Genomic DNA, 19120 nt, shown 5'->3' on the forward strand with positions numbered 1-19120 from the left:
ACTCGGCTGGAAAGGACAAACAAACGGATCCCCGATGATACCGTGGCCCGCGCGACGCGAGCATGTCATGCGCGAGACCGCGCCCGAGGCTGCCCGCAGCCTGGCCGCTCCGCCCAAAAAAAACGCTCCCTAAAGGGAGCGTCTTGTGCAGCCACATTCAGTCGGCTTCTTCGATCCAGGCCATCTGAATGGCCTCCAGGATCTTCTCGCCGCTGTGGGCGGGATCGTCGCTGAAGCCCGGCAAGGCCATGACCCATTCGCGCAACTGCGTAAAACGCAGCACCTTCGGGTCCACGTCAGGGTGCGCGTCGTACAGCGCAGCCGCAATCTCGTAGGTGTCGGTCCACTTCATCAATGGCCCTCTTTGGCGTGATTGATCGTGTACTTGGGAATCTCGACCGTCAGGTCTGCGTCGGTCACCAGCGCCTGGCACGACAGACGCGACGTCGGGGTCAGGCCCCAGGCCTTGTCCAGCAGGTCTTCCTCGTCGTCCGTGGCGTCTTCCAGCGAAGAATAACCCTGCTTGACCACCACATGACAGGTCGTGCAGGCGCACGACAGTTCGCAGGCGTGCTCGATATCGATGTGGTTGTCCAGCAGCACGCGGCAGATCGACACGCCCTTGGGCGCATCTTCGATCACCGCGCCTTCGGGACAGTAGTCGGGATGAGGCAATACAGTCAGTTTCGGCATAACTTCTTATCAGGCGATTTCGTCTAGTTTGCGGCCGGCCAACGCGGCGCGGATGCTGCGGTCCATGCGGCGCGCGGCAAAGTCGTCGGTCGCGGCGGACAGGGCCTGCACGGCTTGCGTGACGGTGTCCACGTCCTGGGCCTGCTGCGCCGCGATAGCGGCCTCCAGGCACTCGTCCACCCGCTCGCGTTCTTCCGGCTCCAGCAGGTCGCCATCAACGGCCAGCGCCGCCTGCACCGATTCCACCAACTGGCGCGCGTCGACCTGCTGCTCTCGCAACATGCGCGCCTTGGCATCCGTGTCAGCCTGCGCCACGCTATCGGCCAACATCTGCGCGATCTCGTCGTCGGACAGACCGTAAGACGGCTTGACGGACACCATTGCCTCGACGCCCTGGCTCTGCTCGCGCGCCGTGACGCTGAGCAGGCCATCCGCGTCGACCTGGAAGGTCACGCGGATACGTGCGGCGCCCGCCACCATCGGCGGAATGCCGCGCAGTTCAAAGCGCGCCAGTGAACGGGAATCCGCCACCAGGTCGCGCTCGCCCTGCACCACGTGGATGCTCATGGCCGTCTGGCCGTCCTTGAACGTCGTGAATTCCTGCGCGCGTGCCACGGGGATGGTGCTATTGCGCGGAATAATGCGCTCGACCAAGCCGCCCATCGTTTCCAGACCCAGCGACAGCGGAATCACGTCAAGCAGCAGCCAGTCTTCGCCCGGTGCCCGGTTGCCCGCCAACAGATTGGCCTGCAGCGCGGCGCCCAGCGCCACGACCTGATCCGGATCCAGATCGGTCAGCGGTTCCGTGCCGAACACCTTGGCCACCGCGGCGCGCACGACAGGCATGCGCGTCGCACCGCCCACCATCACCACGCCGCGCACGTCGGCCGGCTTGAGCGCCGCATCGCGCAGCGCGCGGCGCGCCGTGTCCAGCGTGCGCTCGATCAGCGGCTGGGCCAGCGATTCAAATTCATCACGGGTAAGCGTCAGATCGACGTCGCGTCCGCCCGACAGCGTCAGCTTCAGGCTCGTCACGTCGGCGTCCGACAGCGTTTCACGCGCGGCGCGCGCCGCCATCAGCAAACCGCGGCGCTCGGCGGGCGACAGTTCGCCCAAGCCCAGCTTCGCCACGGCATGATCCGCGATCAGGACATCGAAGTCGTCGCCGCCAAGCGCCGTATCGCCGCCCGTGGAAATCACTTCGAACACGCCCTGCGTCAGGCGCAGGATGGAAATATCAAACGTGCCGCCGCCCAGGTCATAAACGGCGTAGACACCCTCGGCGGCATTGTCCAGCCCATAGGCAATGGCGGCCGCGGTCGGTTCATTCAACAGGCGCAGCACGTTCAAGCCCGCCAGGCGCGCGGCGTCGCGCGTGGCCTGACGCTGCGCGTCGTCAAAATACGCGGGCACGGTAATGACCGCGCCCACCAGCTCGTCGCCCAGCACGTCTTCGGCGCGTTGGCGCAGCACTGCCAGGATCTGCGCGGACACCTCGACCGGGCTCAGGTCGCCCTGCGCCGTGCGGATCCGGACCATCCCGGGTGCATCGACAAACTCATAAGGCGCGCGCGTTGCCTGCGCCTCTTCCAGCGACCGGCCCATGAAACGCTTCACGGAAACGACCGTGTTCAGGGGATCTTCGGCCTGCTGGGCCAGCGGCTCGCGGCCCGTGGTGACCTTGCCGCCGGGGAAATAGCGCACCGCCGACGGTAGCAAGGCATGGCCTTGCGCATCGGGCAGCACTTCAGCCACGCTGCTGCGCACCGCAGCGACCAGCGAATTGGTGGTGCCCAGGTCAATCCCGACCGCCAGCTTGCGCTGGTGCGGCGCGGGCGATTCACCGGGCTCGGAAATCTGCAATAAGGCCATGATTCTGTTTTTCTGGTCAGTAGGCCGCGCCGGACAGGCGCCCATGATGACGGGAACGCCCCAGCGCGCCGTTGGCTATCCCGCGGGCTGCACGTGGGCCAGCTCCTGCGCCAGCTTTTCCACGAACATCCATTCCCGCACCTTGCGCCCGGCCGCCGCGTAATCGCGTTCGTCATCCAGAAGGCGCGTTAGCGTGGCGCGCATCTCGGCACGCGCCTCGTCCAGTTCGGCTTGCAACGCGTTCAGAACGCTGGCGTCGTCGCGCCCGTCATCCAGCATCTCGCGCCAGGTCATCTGCTGCATCAGGAAAGCGCCGTCCATGGACGTGTTGCTTTCGGTCTGCAGGTCCACGCCCGCCTGTTCGCACAGGTAGCGGGCCCGCAGCAGCGGATCCTTCAATTCGCGATAGGCCTCGTTGGCCCGTGCCGCCCATTGCATCGCCACGCGACGTTCCGCGGGGCTGGCCGTGGCAAAGCGGTCGGGGTGCACCTTCGCGGCGACGGTGCGCCAAGCGTGCTCAAGCGCCTGGCCGTCCAGGTCGAATCGTGCCGGCAAGCCAAACAGGCTGAAGTGATCGTCACCAGCCAAGACTTACACCGTGAACGACTCGCCGCAGCCGCAGGTCGCCTTTTCGTTGGGGTTGCGGAACTTGAAGCCTTCGTTCAGGCCCTCACGGGCGTAGTCCAGCTCCGTGCCATCGAGATACGAAAGGCTCTTGGGGTCAATGAAGACCTTCACGCCAAAGCTCTCGAAGACGACATCTTCCGCTTCGACCGCGTCGACATACTCCAACTTGTAGGCCATGCCGGAGCAGCCCGTCGTCCTAACGCCGAGCCGCAAGCCGATACCCTTTCCGCGCTTCTGCAAGTAGCGGCCGATGTGGGTGGCAGCCTGTTGGGTCAGGGTAACGGACATGATCAGCCCGCCACAGCTTCGGCGGTGGCCGAATGCTTTTCTTTGTAGTTCTGCACCGCGGCCTTGATCGCGTCTTCGGCCAGGATGGAACAGTGCACCTTCACCGGCGGCAGCGCCAGTTCTTCGGCGATCTGCGTGTTGCGGATGTTCATGGCTTGGTCCAGCGTCTTGCCCTTGACCCATTCGGTCACGAGCGAGCTGGAGGCGATGGCCGAGCCACAGCCGTAGGTCTTGAAGCGCGCGTCTTCAATAACGCCAGCTTCGTTCACCTTGATCTGCAGCTTCATCACGTCGCCACAGGCCGGCGCGCCGACCATGCCGGTGCCCACCGAGTCGTCCGACTTGTCGAACGAACCGACGTTGCGGGGGTTTTCGTAGTGATCCAGAACTTTGGTGCTGTAAGACATGTTAATTCTCCACGTATATCAAGGCGCGGGCGCTTAGTGCGCGGCCCACTGCACGGTGTTCAAGTCGATGCCTTCCTTGGCCATTTCCCAAAGCGGCGACATATCGCGCAGCTTGCCAACCCGGCTCTTGATCAGTTCGACCGCAAAGTCCACTTCCTTCTCGGTCGTGAAACGACCCAGCGTGAAGCGGATCGAGCTGTGCGCCAGTTCATCGTTGCGGCCCAGGGCGCGCAGCACGTACGAAGGCTCCAGGCTGGCCGAGGTGCAGGCCGAACCGCTGGAAACCGCAAGCTCCTTGATCGCCATGATCAGGGACTCGCCTTCGACGTAGTTGAAGCTCACGTTCAGGTTGTGCGGCACGCGCTGGTCCATGTCGCCGTTCAGGTAGACCTCTTCGATCTCCGACAGGCCATTCCACAGGCGATCACGCAGCATGCGGATGCGCTCGTTCTCGGTGCCCATTTCTTCGCGCGCCAGACGGAAGGCTTCGCCCATGCCGACGATCTGGTGCGTGGCCAGCGTGCCCGAGCGGAAACCGCGCTCATGACCGCCGCCATGCATCTGCGCTTCGATACGGATACGCGGCTTGCGGCGTACGTACAACGCACCGATGCCCTTGGGGCCGTAAGTCTTGTGGGCGGAGAACGACATCAGGTCGACCTTGAGCTTTTGCAGGTCGATTTCCACCTTGCCGGTCGCCTGAGCGGCGTCGACGTGGAAAATGATGCCCTTTTCGCGGCAGATTTCACCCAGCGTTTCCACGTCCTGGATCACGCCGATTTCGTTGTTCACCATCATCACGGACACCAGCACGGTGTCGGGACGCAGTGCAGCCTTGAAGACATCCAGGTCGATCAGGCCGTTGTCCTTGACGTTCAGATAGGTGACTTCGAAGCCCTGGCGCTCCAGCTCACGACAGGTGTCCAGAACCGCCTTGTGTTCGGTCTTGACCGTGATGATGTGCTTGCCGCGCTCGGCATAGAAGTTTGCCGCGCCCTTGATGGCGAGGTTGTTGGATTCGGTGGCGCCGGAGGTCCAGACGATTTCGCGCGGGTCGGCATTGACCAGCTTGGCGACTTGTTCGCGGGCGCGTTCGACGGCCTCTTCGGACTCCCAGCCAAACGCATGACTGCGCGACGCCGGGTTGCCGAAGTTTTCGTACAGCCACGGCACCATGGCATCAACAACGCGGGGATCGACAGGCGTCGTGGCCGAATAATCCAGATAGATCGGACGGGTGGTCATTTCTACAACTCCTACTTCTTATACGGTGGCGTTGGCAGCAACAGTGGTGGTCGGGGCGTTGGCGGCGGTAGCGCCTCCCACCCGGTTCACGCGCACTGCGCAGGCCTGCGCTTGATTGGTCGCTTCCTGCAATTGGCGCACACGCTGCTGGTCGACGAGATCCTGCAGGGACACCGAATCCAGGTAATCCACCATCTTGCGATTCAACGTAGCCCAGAGTTCATGCGTCATGCACTTGCCGGGCTTGCCGTCGTTGCCGCTCGTACAGTCCCGCTTGCCGCCACAGCTCGTGGCGTCCAGCGGTTCGTCGACGGCGAAGATGATGTCTGCAACAGTCACGTTGCGCGCCAGGCGCGCAAGCGAATAACCGCCGCCCGGGCCGCGGACGCTGTCCACGAGCTCGTGACGACGGAGTTTTCCGAAGAGCTGTTCCAGATACGAAAGCGAAATGTTCTGACGCTGGCTGATGGCCGCAAGAGTGACCGGGCCGCTATGCTGCCGCATAGCCAAGTCGATCATGGCAGTCACGGCGAAACGCCCTTTGGTAGTTAGCCGCATGGTGAATTCCCTGTGATTCCGGCAGTGGCCGCCAGCGAATCCAGCGGTCAATACCCGAGTAATTGGCTCAAGTATAGCCTATTCCCGACTAATTTGGTATGGCTCCCGGCTACAAAAAACCGCGCATCTGCGCGGTTTTTTACTGCCTTCTGCCCTGAGAGCCGCTCTGCGAGCGACTCTGCAACCGGCCGATCAGGCAGCCTGGTACTGGGTAGCGCGCTTGCGGACCAGTTCGAGAACACCCTGACAGGCATCTTCGAGGTAGTCAAGGACTTTGCCGAAACCGTCGGCGCCACCGTAGTACGGATCGGGCACGGTGGCTTCTTCGAATTCATTGGCAAAGCGCATCAGGAGCATCAGCTTGTGCTGGTACGCCTTGGGGCATTGCTGCTGCATGGCGGACAGATTGTCCCAGTCCATGGCGAGGATAAGATCGAAGTCACGGAAGTCTTCCGCGGTGACCTGACGCGCCTCGCAGTGAGTGATCTCGTAGCCGCGCTTACGTGCCGCAGCCTGCGCCCGGGCATCAGGCGCCTCGCCGATATGAAACGCGTGCGTGCCCGCGGAGTCGATGCGCACAACATCGCCCAAACCCGCGTCATTCACCAAATGGCGAAACACGCCCTCTGCGCTCGGCGAGCGACAGATATTGCCCATGCAAACGAAAAGTACCTTGGTCATCATGGGAGCAAGTGTGCGGGAAAACCCGAGATAAGGCAAGCTTTTTTTGCACCTGCGCAATTGACGTAGCGCAAATTAATAGGGCTCATAATCCTAGAGAAATCATGGGGTTGCAAGCTTGTATTCAGGTAACCCATGAGACGCAGCGCGCGCAAAATTCCGGAATGGTTACACCATGATGGCAGCGCACCACTTTTTGAGCTTTTTCAGCTTGCCGTAAGCGAACAGACATGAATTGAAACGTTCGGCCTTGCCCTACACTGCCCCGTCCAGCAGCACACGCTGCTTGAGGGCATTGAGCGAGTCTCGGGCGGCAGCAGCCTGTTCGAATTCGAGATTGCGGGCGTGGTCCATCATCAGCTTTTCCAGTCGCTTGATCTCGCGCGCCAGGGCCTTCTCGTCCTTCAACAATTCCGCGGGAACTGCCGCTTCCAGCGTGTCGTGTTGGGCAGGCGCCACGATACCGTCGATCAACTCGCGCACCGCTTTGTGGACGCCGCGCGCAGTGATGCCGTTGTCGACGTTGAATTGAAGCTGCTTCGTGCGCCGGCGGGCAGTCTCGTCCATGGCGCGTTTCATCGAATCCGTGATCCGGTCGGCATAGAGAATCGCGTGACCGTTCAGGTTGCGGGCCGCGCGGCCGATGGTCTGAATGAGGCTGCGCTCTGAGCGCAGGAAGCCCTCCTTGTCGGCATCCAGGATGGCCACCAGCGACACCTCCGGAATATCCAGACCCTCGCGTAGCAGGTTAATCCCCACCAGGACGTCGAACGTGCCCAGGCGCAGGTCCCGCAGGATTTCGACGCGCTCGACCGTGTCAATGTCCGAGTGCAGGTAGCGCACCTTCACGCCATGCTCGCTCAGGAAGTCCGTCAGGTCTTCGGCCATCCGCTTGGTCAGCGTCGTGACCAGCACGCGGTCGCCTTGAGAAACACGCGCCTTGATCTGGCCCAGCAGGTCGTCCACCTGCGTGCGAGCGGGCAACACCTGGACGATAGGGTCGACAAGGCCTGTGGGACGCACCACCTGCTCCACGACGTTGTCCGCGTGCTCCTGTTCGTATGCAGCAGGCGTTGCCGAAACAAATACGCACTGGCGCATCCGCGTCTCGAACTCCTCGAGCTTGAGCGGACGATTGTCCAGCGCCGACGGCAGGCGAAAACCGTACTGCACCAGCGTTTCCTTGCGGGACCGGTCGCCGCGGTACATAGCGCTGAGCTGGCCGATCGTGACGTGGCTCTCGTCAATGAACATCAGCGCGTCGGACGGCAAATAATCAATCAGGGTCGGTGGCGGGTCGCCCGGCGCGGCGCCTGACAAATGACGCGAGTAGTTCTCGATGCCCTTGCAGAACCCAAGCTCCTGCAGCATTTCCAGATCGAAGCGGGTGCGTTGCTCAAGACGCTGAGCCTCGACCAGGTGACCATCGTCGACGAACCGCTTGACGCGTTCCCGCAGCTCTTCCTTGATGGTTTCGATGGCGCGCAGCACGGTGTCGCGCGGCGTCACGTAATGCGAGCCGGGATAGACGGTGAAGCGCGGCAGCTTCTGGCGGATGCGACCCGTCAGAGGATCGAACAGTTCGAGCGTTTCGATTTCGTCATCGAACAACGTCACGCGCAACGCGAGCTCGGCGCTTTCTGCCGGGAAGATGTCGATGGTCTCGCCACGCACGCGGAAGACCCCACGCGTGAACTCGGCGTCATTACGGGTGTACTGCATGGCGACCAGGCGCGCGAGGATCTCGCGGCGGGCGATCTGGTCGCCCGCGCGAAGGATCAACACCATCGCGTGATAGTCGCCCGGGTTGCCGATACCGTAGATGCACGACACCGTGCCCACGATGATCGTGTCGCGCCGTTCGAGCAGGCTTTTGGTGGCCGACAGCCGCATCTGCTCGATGTGTTCGTTGATGGACGAGTCTTTTTCAATGAACAGGTCGCGCGTCGGCACATAGGCCTCGGGCTGGTAGTAATCGTAGTAAGAGACGAAATACTCCACCGCGTTCTTCGGGAAGAACTCGCGCATTTCGGCGTAGAGCTGCGCGGCCAATGTCTTGTTGGGCGCAAGGACCAGCGCCGGGCGGCCCATGCGCGCGATCACGTTGGCCATGGTGTAGGTTTTGCCTGACCCGGTCACGCCCAGCAGCGTCTGGTACATGAGGCCGTCTTCGACACCCTGCGTCAGCCCTGCGATAGCCGTGGGCTGGTCCCCCGCAGGCGGATAGGGTTGATAGAGGTGAAACGGGCTGTCAGGGAAATCGACGAATCCCGGACCTGCGGCGGGAGCCCCCGCGCTCGGGTCTATTGCGCTCTTAGGCATGCTAGACTGTTCCAGGGTAAACCCCCCATTATCCACAGCACTTCGTACTGCGTCCACCCACCTCATCAGAGTCCCATGAGCACCCTATTCGATTCCGTCGAGCTCGCGCCGCGCGACCCCATTCTTGGCCTGAACGAACAATACAACGCGGACACCCGCCCCGGTAAAGTGAACCTGGGCGTGGGCGTGTATTACGATGATCAGGGACGGATCCCGCTCCTGGGCGCAGTGCGCAAGGCCGAAACCGCCCGCATCGAAGCCGCCGCCGCTCGCGGCTATCTGCCTATCGAAGGCATCGCCGGCTACAACGCCGGTGCTCAGGCGCTGCTGCTGGGCAAGGATTCCGCGCTGGCTGCCGCTGGTCGCGTGCTGACCACGCAAGCACTGGGCGGCACTGGCGCCCTGAAGATCGGCGCCGATTTCCTGCGCCAATTGCTGCCGGGCTCCAAGGTCCTGATCAGCGATCCCAGCTGGGAAAACCACCGCGCCCTGTTCGAACGCGCCGGTTTTGAAGTCGGCACCTATGCCTACTACGACGCCACCACCCGCGGCCTGAACTTCGAAGCCATGCTGGCCGACCTGAAGGCCGCGCCCGCCAAGACCGTCGTCGTGCTGCATGCGTGCTGCCACAACCCCACGGGCGCGGATCCCACCCCCGACCAGTGGAAGCAGATCGCCGCTGTCGTCAAGGAAAACAACCTGGTCCCGTTCCTGGACATCGCCTACCAAGGGTTTGGCGACGGCCTGACGGAAGACGCCTCGGTCGTGCGCCTGTTCGCGGACCTGGACATGACCATGTTCATCAGCTCGTCGTTCTCGAAGTCGTTCTCGCTGTACGGCGAGCGCGTCGGCGCGCTGACCGTCGTGGCCGGCAGCAAGGACGAAGCCACGCGCGTGCTGAGCCAGCTCAAGCGTGTCATCCGCACCAACTACTCCAACCCGCCCACGCACGGAGGCACGGTGGTCTCCACGGTGCTGAACACGCCCGAGCTGTTCGCCCTCTGGGAAGAAGAACTGGCCGGCATGCGTGATCGCATCCGCCTGATGCGCGCGCAACTGGTCGACAAGATCAAAGAGCACGGCGGCAAGCAGGACTTCAGCTTCGTGCTGAAGCAGCGCGGCATGTTCTCGTACTCGGGCCTCTCCGCCGCTCAGGTGGACCGTCTGCGTGAAGAACATGGCGTCTACGCCGTGTCCAGCGGACGCATCTGCGTGGCCGCGCTGAACAGCGGCAACATCGACAAGGTGGCAGCCGGAATCGCAGCTGTGCTGTAAATCACCAGGCGGCCCAAGCCGTCTTCAGCCAGAAACGGGACCTGCGGGTCCCGTTTTTGCTGCATTCGAGACCGGCTTGCTTTTTTGCGCTGCGTCCCCCAGAATGGCGCTGTATATATGTACAGTCCGCTCGCACCGGATCATCGCCATGGCCAGCAAACTCACGGATCGCCAACAACAAATCCTGGACCTCATCAGGCAAACGGTCACGCGCACCGGCTTTCCGCCGACGCGTGCCGAGATCGCCCAGGCCCTGGGTTTTCGCTCTCCCAACGCCGCCGAAGACCACCTTAAGGCGTTGGCACGCAAGGGCGCCATCGAGCTCACGGCCGGCGCCTCGCGGGGCATCCGCTTGAAGGACGCCGCCACCGCGCCCGCCCAGGCCTCACTCCCCATCCCTGCCCTCGCCCAGCTTCTCTTGCCGCTGGTCGGCCGTGTTGCGGCAGGTAGCCCGATTCTTGCGGCCGAGCATGTCGAACGCGAAGTCGGCGTAGACCCCAGCCTCTTTGCCCAGGCGCCCGACTATCTGCTCAAAGTCCGCGGCATGAGCATGCGCGACGCCGGCATCCTTGAAGGCGATCTGCTGGCTGTCAAAAAGGCATCTGAAGCCCGCAATGGCCAGATCGTGGTGGCTCGTATCGGCGACGATGTCACGGTCAAGCGCCTTCAACGCCAGAACGGCCATATCGAGCTCCTGCCTGAAAATCCCGACTTCGAAACCATCGTGGTCAAGGCGGATCAGGAATTTGCGCTGGAAGGCATTGCGGTAGGTCTTATCCGCACGCAAGCGCTGCACTAGGCCGGGACCTAGTCCTGCTCATAGCCAAGCCCTGCGGGCGGCGTGCGCCGCCTACGCCATACCTCGCCACCGGTACGCCACATCCAAAAGAAAACCCCGCTCACCGAGCGGGGTTTTTTGCTTTGGGGCGGTCCGTAAGACTTTAGACACCCTTGGGCTTCGGACGCCCTCTTTCGAGAGCGCCCTGGCGTTCAAGACGCCATCAGTGCTTCATGACCGGGTCGGTAGAGCCGGGTTCAGCCGGCTTGGCAACCAGGGGCTCCTTGACGGCTTCTTCCTCGGCCAACGGCTCCGGCAGACGCTCCAAGGCCAGTTCCAGCACCTTGTCGATCCAACGCACCGGCACGATCTCGAGGTGGTTCTTGACGTTGTCAGGGATCTCCGCCAAATCCTTGACGTTTTCTTCCGGAATCAGAACCGTCTTGATACCACCACGGTGAGCCGCGAGCAGCTTTTCTTTCAGGCCGCCGATCGGCAGCACTTCGCCGCGCAGCGTGATCTCGCCCGTCATGGCGACATCGGCGCGCACCGGGATGCGCGACAGGGCCGACACCATGGCCGTGGTGATCGCGATACCCGCGGACGGACCGTCCTTGGGCGTCGCACCTTCCGGCACGTGCACGTGCATGTCGTGCTTTTCGAAGACGCTGTCGGCAAAGCCCAGGCGGCGAGCCCGCGAACGCACGACGGTGCGCGCCGCTTCGACCGATTCCTTCATCACATCGCCGAGCGAACCCGTACGCTGGATGACGCCCTTGCCGGGCATGTCCGCGACTTCGATCGTCAGCAGGTCGCCGCCGACTTCCGTCCACGCCAGGCCGGTCACCTGACCGATCTGGTTTTCCTTTTCGGCCATGCCAAACGCGTAGCGGCGCACGCCGAGGTAATCGCTGAGGTTGTCGGCCGTGACGTTGACCGCCTTGACCTCGAGCGTCTTGCCCTCAGCCTTGGCGCGATCGCTTTGGGTCAGCAATTGCTTGATGACCTTGCGGCAGATCTTGCCCACTTCGCGCTCGAGCGCACGAACACCGGCTTCGCGGGTGTAGTAACGCACGATATCGCGCAGCGCGCTGTCGTCGACCGTCAGCTCGGTATCCTTCACGCCGTTGTTCTTCATCAGCTTGGGCAGCAGATGGTCGCGGGCGATGTGGATCTTTTCTTCCTCGGTGTAACCCGACAGGCGGATCACTTCCATACGATCCAGCAGGGCCGGCGGAATGTTCAGCGTGTTGCTGGTCGCCACGAACATGACGTCGGAGAGATCGAAGTCGACCTCGATGTAGTGGTCCTGGAATGTGTGGTTCTGTTCCGGGTCCAGCACTTCGAGCAGGGCCGACGAGGGATCGCCGCGGAAATCCATGCCCAGCTTGTCGATTTCATCAAGCAGGAACAGCGGATTGCGCACGCCAACCTTCGACATGTTCTGCACGATCTTGCCGGGCATCGAGCCGATGTACGTACGACGGTGACCGCGGATCTCGGCTTCGTCGCGCACGCCGCCCAGGGCCATACGCACGAACTTGCGGTTCGTGGCCTTGGCGATCGACTGGCCAAGCGAAGTCTTGCCAACGCCCGGAGGGCCGACCAAGCACAGGATCGGCGCCTTCACCTTGTCCACGCGCTGTTGCACGGCAAGATATTCGAGGATCCGTTCCTTGACCTTTTCGAGACCGTAGTGGTCGTTGTCCAGCACCGTCTCGGCGTTGCTGATCGAGTTGTTGATCTTGCTCTTCTTTCTCCAGGGGAGATTGATGAGCGTGTCGATGTAGTTGCGCACCACGGTGGCTTCGGCCGACATGGGCGACATGAGCTTGAGCTTCTTGAGCTCGGCATCGGCCTTCTTGCGTGCCTCTTTGGGCATGTGGGCAGCGATGATCTTCTTTTCAAGCTCTTCGATGTCCGCGCCCTCTTCGCCTTCGCCCAACTCCTTCTGAATGGCCTTGACCTGCTCATTCAGGTAGTAGTCGCGCTGGCTCTTTTCCATCTGCTTCTTCACGCGGCCACGAATGCGCTTCTCGACCTGGAGAATGTCGATTTCGGTTTCGAGTTGCGTGAGCAAGCCTTCGAGGCGTTCGGAGGTGCCGGTGATCTCGAGCATCTTCTGCTTCTGCTCGAGCTTCAGGGGAAGATGCGCGGCGATCGTGTCGGCCAGGCGGCCTGCATCGTCGATGCCAGCCAGCGAGGTGAGGATCTCGGGCGGGATCTTCTTGTTGAGCTTCACGTACTGCTCGAACTGCGCAACGATGGCGCGGCGCAAGGCTTCGGTTTCGGAGCCCTGCATGGCGTCCGGTTCGATAGGCGACACCTGGCAGGTGAAGTGCGAATCGGCGTCTTCGATGGTGTTGATGCGCGCGCGTTGCGTGCCTTCAACCAGCACCTTCACGGTGCCGTCGGGCAGCTTGAGCATTTGCAGGATGCCGGCGACGCAGCCAATTTCGTATACGTCTTCAGGCGTGGGGTCATCTTTGCCGGCGGACTTTTGAGCCACCAGCATGATGCTTTTGCCCGCTTCCATCGCGACCTCGAGCGCGCGGATGGAGCGCGGACGGCCGACGAACAGCGGGATGACCATATGCGGGAACACTACGACATCGCGCAGCGGCAGCAGGGGAAGGTCGATCGGGTCGGAAGGCAGGGTCTGGCTGGCAGACATATGAGGTTCCTCGGTATGACTCGGCGTATGGGGACGGGACACCCGGGTAATACCCGAGCAAACTCGTCAATTACGTCTGTTATGGGAACAATAGCCGAAAATTCAAGATCTCGGCCGCCTGGATCACCAAAAGGCCCCAAAAAGGCCCTGGAACCGTCTTCAGTATGCGGCCATGGCGGCCGGCTGAAAAGCGTGATCGTGGATGGAGAAGCGCCCTAGGCAAAAAAACCCGTTACGAGAACGGGCTTTTTTGAAATATCAGGCGGCGGCGTCGCGGACTTCTCCGCGCTCCGGCTTCTCTGGCGCGGCGTTTTCATCCGCGTAGATCAGCAAGGGCTTGCCCTCGCCTTCGATGGCGTTTTCGTCGAGCACCACACGCTTGACGTTGCCCTGCGAGGGCAGGTCGTACATGGTGTCGAGCAGCGCCTGTTCGATGATGGAGCGCAGACCGCGAGCACCCGTCTTGCGGCGCAGCGCCTTGCGGGCGATGGCCTTAAGCGCAGCGGGCCGCACGTCGAGCTCGGCGCCTTCCATGGCGAACAGCTTCTGGAATTGCTTGAGCAGGGCGTTCTTGGGCTCGGTCAGAATCTGGACCAGCGCGGCTTCGTCCAGCTCGTCCAGCGTGGCGACCACAGGCAGACGGCCGACCAATTCGGGGATGAGACCGAACTTGATGAGATCTTCGGGCTCGACTTCGGAGAACAGTTCACCGACGCCGCGCTCGGACTTGGCGCGCACGGACGCCGAGAAGCCGATACCGGACTTTTCAGTGCGGTCGCGGATGACCTTTTCCAGTCCGTCGAAGGCGCCGCCCACGATGAACAGGATGTTGGTCGTGTCGACCTGCACGAAATCCTGATTGGGGTGCTTGCGGCCGCCCTGCGGAGGTACCGACGCCACCGTGCCTTCGATCAGCTTCAGCAAGGCCTGCTGCACGCCCTCGCCCGACACGTCGCGGGTGATGGACGGGTTGTCGGACTTGCGCGAAATCTTGTCGATCTCGTCGATGTAGATGATGGCGCGCTGGGCTTTTTCGACTTCATAGTTGCAGTTCTGCAGCAACTTCTGAATGATGTTTTCGACGTCTTCACCCACATAACCGGCTTCGGTCAGCGTGGTGGCGTCGGCCATGACGAAGGGCACGTTCAGCATGCGAGCCAGCGTCTGGGCCAGAAGCGTCTTGCCGGAGCCGGTGGGCCCGATCAGCATGATGTTGCTCTTGGAGAGCTCAACTTCGTCGCCCTTGATTTCGCCGTGGCGAATGCGCTTGTAGTGGTTGTAGACGGCCACGGCCAGCATGCGCTTGGGTGACGATTGCCCAATGACGTACTGGTCGAGGAAAGTCTTGATTTCAGCCGGAGTGGGCAGCTCGGAACGAATCGCCGCGCGCGCGGTGGCCTGCGCCTCTTCGCGGATGATGTCGTTGCACAGATCTATGCATTCATCGCAGATGAATACCGACGGACCCGCGATCAGCTTGCGGACTTCGTGCTGGCTTTTATTGCAAAACGAGCAATGCAGCACCTTAGCGTCTGCCGATCCCTTTTTTTCAGGCATATTTCTTTCGTATCTCAGGTAAAGATGCGCCAGGCCGGGTAAATGGCCTAGCGCATGCGCTTACTCAAACATGATGGCAGCGGGTCTGGTTCAACCGGGAAGTCAGCCTTCGGACCGGGAGGCCATGACCTTGTCCACCAGGCCATACGATACCGCATCTTCGGCCGACATGAAGTTGTCACGTTCCGTGTCCAGCTCGATGCGCTCCATGCTCTGTCCGGTGTTGTTGGACAGGATGCGGTTGAGACGCTCGCGCAGGTCCAGGATTTCGCGGGCCTGGATCTGGATGTCGGAAGCCTGCCCCTGGGCGCCGCCCGAGGGCTGGTGAATCATGATGCGCGAGTTGGGCAGAGTGAAACGCTTGCCCTTCTTGCCAGCCGCCAGCAGGAACGCGCCCATGCTGGCCGCGAGGCCGGTGCACAGGGTGGACACGTCCGGCTTGACGAACTGCATGGTGTCAAAAATGGCCATTCCCGCGTACACCGACCCGCCGGGCGAGTTGATGTACAGGGAAATGTCCTTGTCAGGATTCTCCGATTCCAGGAACAGCAACTGAGCCACGACCAGGTTGGCCGTGGCGTCGTTCACCGGACCCACCAGGAAAATGAGCCGTTCGCGGAGCAGACGCGAATAGATGTCGTAGGCGCGCTCGCCGCGCCCCGACTGCTCGATCACCATGGGAATGTAGCCCAGGCCGGTGGGGGTCACCGAAGACCCGCCATTCATTGCCGCATAGAAATCGGTGAATCTCTGCATAGTGTTACGCCATCCCCATCAACTGATCGAAAGCCACCTTTTCGTCGGTGACCTTGGCCTTTTCCAGAACATGCGCGACGACGTTGTCTTCGAGCACGATAGCCTCGATTTCAGCACGACGCTGGCGGTCTGCCAGGTAATAGCTGACAACCTGGGCGGGTTGTTCGTAGTTCTGGGCGAATTCTTCGATGCGTGCACGCACCTGTTCCGGCTTGGCTTGCAGCTGAGCTTGCTTGACCAGTTCGGACACCAGCAGGCCCAGGCGGACGCGGCGCTCGGATTCGGTCGAGAAAGCCTCGGCCGGGATCGGCACGGATTCGGCATTGGGCACGCCGCGCTGCTTCAGTTCTTCGCGGGCAGCGGCGATACGGCCTTGCACGTCGTTGTCGATCAGGGCCTTCGGCACGTCGAACTTGCCGGCTTCGACCAGGGCGTCCATGACGCTGGCCTTGGTGCGGCCTTGCGAACGGACCTTGACTTCGCGCTCGATGTTGCTGCGGATGTCGGCCTTGAGCTTTTCGACGTCGCCTTCGGCTTGGCCGAGCGACTTGGCGAATTCGCCGTTCAGTTCGGGCAGGACGCCTTCAGCCACTTCCTTGATGGTGATGGTGAATTCAGCGGTCTTGCCGGCGACTTCGACGCCTTGGTAGTCATCCGGGAACTTGAGCTGGAAAACCTTGGTTTCGCCAGCCTTCAGGCCGCGGGCGGCTTCTTCGAATTCCGGCAGCATGCGGCCTTGGCCGAGCACGAACGGGAAGTCTTCGGCCTTGCCGCCTTCGAACGGCACGCCGTCGATGGTGCCGGCGAAGTCGAGGGTGACGCGGTCGCCGTCGGCGCTGGCGCGGCCTTCACGGGCTTCGAAAGTGGCGCGTTGCTTACGCAGCACGTCCAGCGTCTGCTGGACTTCTGCGTCGGTGACGGCGGTTTCGTAGCGGGTGACGGCCAGCTCGGACAGGTCCGGCACGGCGACTTCGGGGTAGACCTCGAACGTGGCGGTGAATGCCAGCGTGTCGTCGGAAACGCCTTCCGTCTTGGGCTCGAGGTTCGGGGCGCCGGCAACGCGCAACTTGGCGCCGTCGATGGCTTGTTCAAAGGCACGGCCAACTTGGCTATTGATCACGTCGTAGCGGATGCTGGGGCCATGGCTGCGCTCGAGCATGGCGAGCGGCGCCTTGCCCGGACGGAAGCCGGGGACCTTGGCGGTCCGAGCCACGCGCTTCAATTGCGCCTGGACTTCCTTTTCGACGTCGGCCACCGAGACGGCCAGATCAACACGGCGCTCCAGGCCGGAGAGGGTTTCAACCACAGGCTGCATTAAAAGACCTATTTTCCGAGAGATGAGATTACGGGCGGATAAACGCGGCATTTTACCGGAAACTTCCGGAACCCTGACGCAAAGGGGCGCGAGCCCCGGATTTGCCCGGATGCTCGCGCCCCGTTTATCGCCCAAAAAGCGAGGACGGACGCCTGGCCGAGAGGTTACTTGGCCTTGGCGATGCGGTCTTCGATGTGCTGTGCACGCTTGGCCGAGGACGGGTGGGAGCTCATCATATCGCTCTTGCCGCCGTCCAGCTCGGCCAGCTTCTGGAACGCGGTCACGAGGCCACGCGTATTCTGTTTCTTGGATTGCAGCAGGTCGAACGAATAATCGTCCGCCGCGCTTTCCTGCGATTGCGAGAACTGCGCATTGATGAACTTCTCGGTCAGGTCGCCCAGTTGCGAGGAGCTCAACTGAGCCACCGTCGCGCCGCCAGCCGCGCCCGCCGCGTCACGCGCAGCCGACACCGTGTAGGCGGTCTGCATCGCCTTCTTGGTGTGGCCCAGCGCCACGTGACCGATTTCGTGGCCGACCACGCCCATCACTTCGTCGTCCGTCATCATGTCCATGAGACCGCTATAAACGCGGATGCAGCCGTTGGCCATTGCCCACGCGTTGACGTCCTTGGTGACATAGACCTTGTAGCTGGCTTTCTGGCCATTGACCGTGCTGCCCAGCGCCTTGGCGATCTTCTGCAGACGGGCGTCGTACTTGCTGCCCGGCGCGGCGATCTTTTCCTGCGAATCGCTTTGCGCGCACGCCTTGTCCGACAGGGTCTTGATCTCGGCATCGCTCAGCGTGGCCGCCTGGACGACCTTGGCGCCGGCGCCGACGAGCCCACCGATGTCCAACGCATGTGCGGCCGAGTAAGGGGCGAGCGCAACGGCCAACGCGGCGACGGTGTAGCGGATCTTCATGGGAACAAACTCCTATTGACTTGTTCTATGCAAACGAGGCGGCAATTCTATATACGCCCACAGCTTTCGAAGCATTCCGGCACAGAGTTTCGCAAATGCGATTTTCTCTTACCAAATAGCCGAGCAATTCGAAGCCTGCCATGCTAAGCATCGCGAGGCCCTTTTAAAGCCGGCCAAAAGAGATGTCCGCTGTCCCATGGCGTTGATAGAATTGCCGCCGCGCTTTTTTTCGCAAACCCAACGGCTCGCACCCAACATGATCCCGAATCCCCCTCCCCGCCTAGGCCTGCTTCCCAGCCTCATCTTCAGTTCGCGCTGGCTGCAGCTACCGCTATATCTGGGCCTCATCGTCGCGCAGGGCGTCTACGTGATGCTGTTCCTCAAGGAACTCTGGCACCTGGTCACCCACGCCACCAGCTTCGGCGAAATGGAAATCATGCTGATCGTGCTTGGACTGATCGACGTGGTCATGATCTCCAACCTGCTGGTGATGGTCATCGTGGGCGGCTACGAGACGTTCGTGTCGCGCCTGCGCCTGCAGAACCATCCCGACCAGCCGGAGTGGCTGAGCCACGTCAATGCCAGCGTGCTGAAAGTGAAGCTTGCGATGGCCATCATCGGCATCTCGTCGATCCACCTGCTGCGCACCTTCATCGAAGCCGGCACCATCGGCACGCCGAACGCGCGCTTCACCGAAGCCGGCGTGATGTGGCAGACCATCATCCACGCCATCTTCATCCTGTCGGCGCTGGGGATCGCCCTGGTCGACAAGCTGTCGACCGGCAGTTCAGCCAAGCACTAAGGCAAGCCAGGACAAAAAAAGCCCCCACGCGCAAAACGTGGGGGCTTTTTTATGGATAGAACACCGGGTCAGAAGCCGGAGCACTACCCAAGAAGCTCAGGCCGCGACCTTGATGTTCTTGGCGCTGGGACCCTTGGGGCCGGTTCCAACGTCGAAAGTGACCCGCTGGTTTTCTTGTAGCGACTTATAGCCTTCGCTACGGATTTCGGAGTAGTGAGCGAAAAGATCCTTGCTGCCGTCGTCGGGCATGATGAAGCCATAACCCTTTTCGGCGTTGAACCACTTGACGATGCCGGTTGCCATGGGATGTCCTTGACCTAAAAAGCGATTGCTCGCGGGACGCCAGATCT

At 62.0% G+C, this 19120-nt stretch carries 19 protein-coding genes; 3 read left to right on the forward strand and 16 right to left on the reverse strand.

Features of this window, described 5'->3' with window-relative positions; all coding sequences use genetic code 11:
- Window positions 1-157 precede the first annotated feature (157 nt).
- The 10 genes from iscX to uvrB form a co-directional block, all read right to left on the reverse strand.
- Entirely contained in the window at window positions 158-352 is a 195-nt protein-coding gene (gene iscX, locus HV681_RS12595; RefSeq protein ID WP_175123399.1) for a Fe-S cluster assembly protein IscX, read from the reverse strand.
- On the reverse strand, window positions 352-693 hold the full coding sequence (gene fdx / locus HV681_RS12600; RefSeq protein WP_013394592.1) for an ISC system 2Fe-2S type ferredoxin: 342 nt from the start codon (window positions 691-693) through the stop codon (window positions 352-354). The genes iscX and fdx overlap by 1 nt, the downstream gene beginning before the upstream one ends.
- A 9-nt stretch (window positions 694-702) precedes the next feature.
- Window positions 703-2565, reverse strand: a complete 1863-nt coding sequence (hscA, locus tag HV681_RS12605) for a Fe-S protein assembly chaperone HscA (RefSeq protein WP_175123400.1) — start codon at window positions 2563-2565, stop codon at window positions 703-705.
- 75 nt (window positions 2566-2640) lie between these two features.
- Window positions 2641-3153 (reverse strand): Fe-S protein assembly co-chaperone HscB, encoded by a 513-nt coding sequence (hscB, locus tag HV681_RS12610; protein WP_175123401.1) that lies wholly within the window; start codon window positions 3151-3153, stop codon window positions 2641-2643.
- A gap of 3 nt (window positions 3154-3156) precedes the next feature.
- Window positions 3157-3480: an iron-sulfur cluster assembly protein IscA gene (gene iscA / locus HV681_RS12615; RefSeq protein ID WP_175123402.1), complete on the reverse strand. Its 324-nt coding sequence runs from the start codon at window positions 3478-3480 to the stop codon at window positions 3157-3159.
- Window positions 3481-3482: 2 nt separating this feature from the next.
- Entirely contained in the window at window positions 3483-3887 is a 405-nt protein-coding gene (gene iscU / locus HV681_RS12620; RefSeq protein WP_175123403.1) for a Fe-S cluster assembly scaffold IscU, read from the reverse strand.
- A 33-nt stretch (window positions 3888-3920) separates the two neighbouring features.
- Window positions 3921-5132, reverse strand: coding sequence for an IscS subfamily cysteine desulfurase (locus HV681_RS12625; protein ID WP_175123404.1), 1212 nt, complete (start codon window positions 5130-5132; stop codon window positions 3921-3923).
- 18 nt (window positions 5133-5150) lie between these two features.
- Window positions 5151-5690, reverse strand: a complete 540-nt coding sequence (gene iscR, locus HV681_RS12630; protein WP_056318865.1) for a Fe-S cluster assembly transcriptional regulator IscR — start codon at window positions 5688-5690, stop codon at window positions 5151-5153.
- A 192-nt stretch (window positions 5691-5882) separates the two neighbouring features.
- Complete coding sequence (locus tag HV681_RS12635) at window positions 5883-6374, reverse strand: low molecular weight protein-tyrosine-phosphatase (RefSeq protein WP_006386176.1); 492 nt, start codon at window positions 6372-6374, stop codon at window positions 5883-5885.
- A 252-nt stretch (window positions 6375-6626) separates the two neighbouring features.
- Window positions 6627-8693, reverse strand: a complete 2067-nt coding sequence (gene uvrB, locus HV681_RS12640; RefSeq protein WP_175123405.1) for an excinuclease ABC subunit UvrB — start codon at window positions 8691-8693, stop codon at window positions 6627-6629.
- A 75-nt stretch (window positions 8694-8768) separates the two neighbouring features.
- Here uvrB and HV681_RS12645 point away from each other — a divergent pair, with 75 nt between their 5' ends.
- Both HV681_RS12645 and lexA read left to right on the forward strand, forming a co-directional pair.
- Window positions 8769-9968 carry an amino acid aminotransferase gene (locus HV681_RS12645; RefSeq protein ID WP_105239416.1) on the forward strand — a complete coding sequence of 400 codons (1200 nt, stop codon included), beginning with the start codon at window positions 8769-8771 and terminating at the stop codon, window positions 9966-9968.
- A gap of 148 nt (window positions 9969-10116) precedes the next feature.
- Window positions 10117-10767, forward strand: coding sequence for a transcriptional repressor LexA (gene lexA / locus HV681_RS12650; RefSeq protein WP_175123406.1), 651 nt, complete (start codon window positions 10117-10119; stop codon window positions 10765-10767).
- Window positions 10768-10969: 202 nt separating this feature from the next.
- On the opposite strand, the gene lon is transcribed toward lexA, so the two are convergent.
- The 5 genes from lon to loiP form a co-directional block, all read right to left on the reverse strand.
- Window positions 10970-13420: an endopeptidase La gene (gene lon, locus HV681_RS12655; protein WP_175123407.1), complete on the reverse strand. Its 2451-nt coding sequence runs from the start codon at window positions 13418-13420 to the stop codon at window positions 10970-10972.
- 258 nt (window positions 13421-13678) lie between these two features.
- A complete protein-coding gene (gene clpX, locus HV681_RS12660; protein ID WP_056562435.1) occupies window positions 13679-14977 on the reverse strand; it encodes an ATP-dependent Clp protease ATP-binding subunit ClpX in 1299 nt (432 codons plus the stop codon).
- Window positions 14978-15079: 102 nt separating this feature from the next.
- Entirely contained in the window at window positions 15080-15733 is a 654-nt protein-coding gene (gene clpP, locus HV681_RS12665) for an ATP-dependent Clp endopeptidase proteolytic subunit ClpP (protein WP_175123408.1), read from the reverse strand.
- A gap of 4 nt (window positions 15734-15737) precedes the next feature.
- Window positions 15738-17048, reverse strand: a complete 1311-nt coding sequence (gene tig / locus HV681_RS12670; RefSeq protein WP_175123409.1) for a trigger factor — start codon at window positions 17046-17048, stop codon at window positions 15738-15740.
- Between the two features lie 164 nt (window positions 17049-17212).
- A complete protein-coding gene (gene loiP, locus HV681_RS12675; RefSeq protein WP_175123410.1) occupies window positions 17213-17968 on the reverse strand; it encodes a metalloprotease LoiP in 756 nt (251 codons plus the stop codon).
- A gap of 256 nt (window positions 17969-18224) precedes the next feature.
- Here loiP and HV681_RS12680 point away from each other — a divergent pair, with 256 nt between their 5' ends.
- Window positions 18225-18770, forward strand: a complete 546-nt coding sequence (locus HV681_RS12680) for a TIGR00645 family protein (RefSeq protein ID WP_175123411.1) — start codon at window positions 18225-18227, stop codon at window positions 18768-18770.
- Window positions 18771-18866: 96 nt separating this feature from the next.
- Here the strand turns inward: HV681_RS12680 and HV681_RS12685 are convergent, their stop codons facing one another.
- Window positions 18867-19073: a cold-shock protein gene (locus HV681_RS12685; RefSeq protein ID WP_042794090.1), complete on the reverse strand. Its 207-nt coding sequence runs from the start codon at window positions 19071-19073 to the stop codon at window positions 18867-18869.
- Window positions 19074-19120 lie beyond the last annotated feature (47 nt).

The sequence above is a fragment of the Achromobacter animicus genome (assembly GCF_902859585.1).
In the GTDB taxonomy this organism is placed as follows: domain Bacteria; phylum Pseudomonadota; class Gammaproteobacteria; order Burkholderiales; family Burkholderiaceae_B; genus Achromobacter; species Achromobacter animicus.

Bases quoted from the DNA above. Each gene is read 5' to 3' on its own strand.
- iscX (WP_175123399.1), bottom strand. From the start codon at position 352: ATGAAGTGGACCGACACCTACGAGATTGCGGCTGCGCTGTACGACGCG.
- fdx (WP_013394592.1), bottom strand. From the start codon at position 693: ATGCCGAAACTGACTGTATTGCCTCATCCCGACTACTGTCCCGAAGGC.
- hscA (WP_175123400.1), bottom strand. From the start codon at position 2,565: ATGGCCTTATTGCAGATTTCCGAGCCCGGTGAATCGCCCGCGCCGCAC.
- iscA (WP_175123402.1), bottom strand. From the start codon at position 3,480: ATGTCCGTTACCCTGACCCAACAGGCTGCCACCCACATCGGCCGCTAC.
- iscU (WP_175123403.1), bottom strand. From the start codon at position 3,887: ATGTCTTACAGCACCAAAGTTCTGGATCACTACGAAAACCCCCGCAAC.
- HV681_RS12625 (WP_175123404.1), bottom strand. From the start codon at position 5,132: ATGACCACCCGTCCGATCTATCTGGATTATTCGGCCACGACGCCTGTC.
- iscR (WP_056318865.1), bottom strand. From the start codon at position 5,690: ATGCGGCTAACTACCAAAGGGCGTTTCGCCGTGACTGCCATGATCGAC.
- HV681_RS12635 (WP_006386176.1), bottom strand. From the start codon at position 6,374: ATGATGACCAAGGTACTTTTCGTTTGCATGGGCAATATCTGTCGCTCG.
- uvrB (WP_175123405.1), bottom strand. From the start codon at position 8,693: ATGCCTAAGAGCGCAATAGACCCGAGCGCGGGGGCTCCCGCCGCAGGT.
- HV681_RS12645 (WP_105239416.1), top strand. From the start codon at position 8,769: ATGAGCACCCTATTCGATTCCGTCGAGCTCGCGCCGCGCGACCCCATT.
- lexA (WP_175123406.1), top strand. From the start codon at position 10,117: ATGGCCAGCAAACTCACGGATCGCCAACAACAAATCCTGGACCTCATC.
- lon (WP_175123407.1), bottom strand. From the start codon at position 13,420: ATGTCTGCCAGCCAGACCCTGCCTTCCGACCCGATCGACCTTCCCCTG.
- clpX (WP_056562435.1), bottom strand. From the start codon at position 14,977: ATGCCTGAAAAAAAGGGATCGGCAGACGCTAAGGTGCTGCATTGCTCG.
- clpP (WP_175123408.1), bottom strand. From the start codon at position 15,733: ATGCAGAGATTCACCGATTTCTATGCGGCAATGAATGGCGGGTCTTCG.
- tig (WP_175123409.1), bottom strand. From the start codon at position 17,048: ATGCAGCCTGTGGTTGAAACCCTCTCCGGCCTGGAGCGCCGTGTTGAT.
- loiP (WP_175123410.1), bottom strand. From the start codon at position 17,968: ATGAAGATCCGCTACACCGTCGCCGCGTTGGCCGTTGCGCTCGCCCCT.
- HV681_RS12680 (WP_175123411.1), top strand. From the start codon at position 18,225: ATGATCCCGAATCCCCCTCCCCGCCTAGGCCTGCTTCCCAGCCTCATC.
- HV681_RS12685 (WP_042794090.1), bottom strand. From the start codon at position 19,073: ATGGCAACCGGCATCGTCAAGTGGTTCAACGCCGAAAAGGGTTATGGC.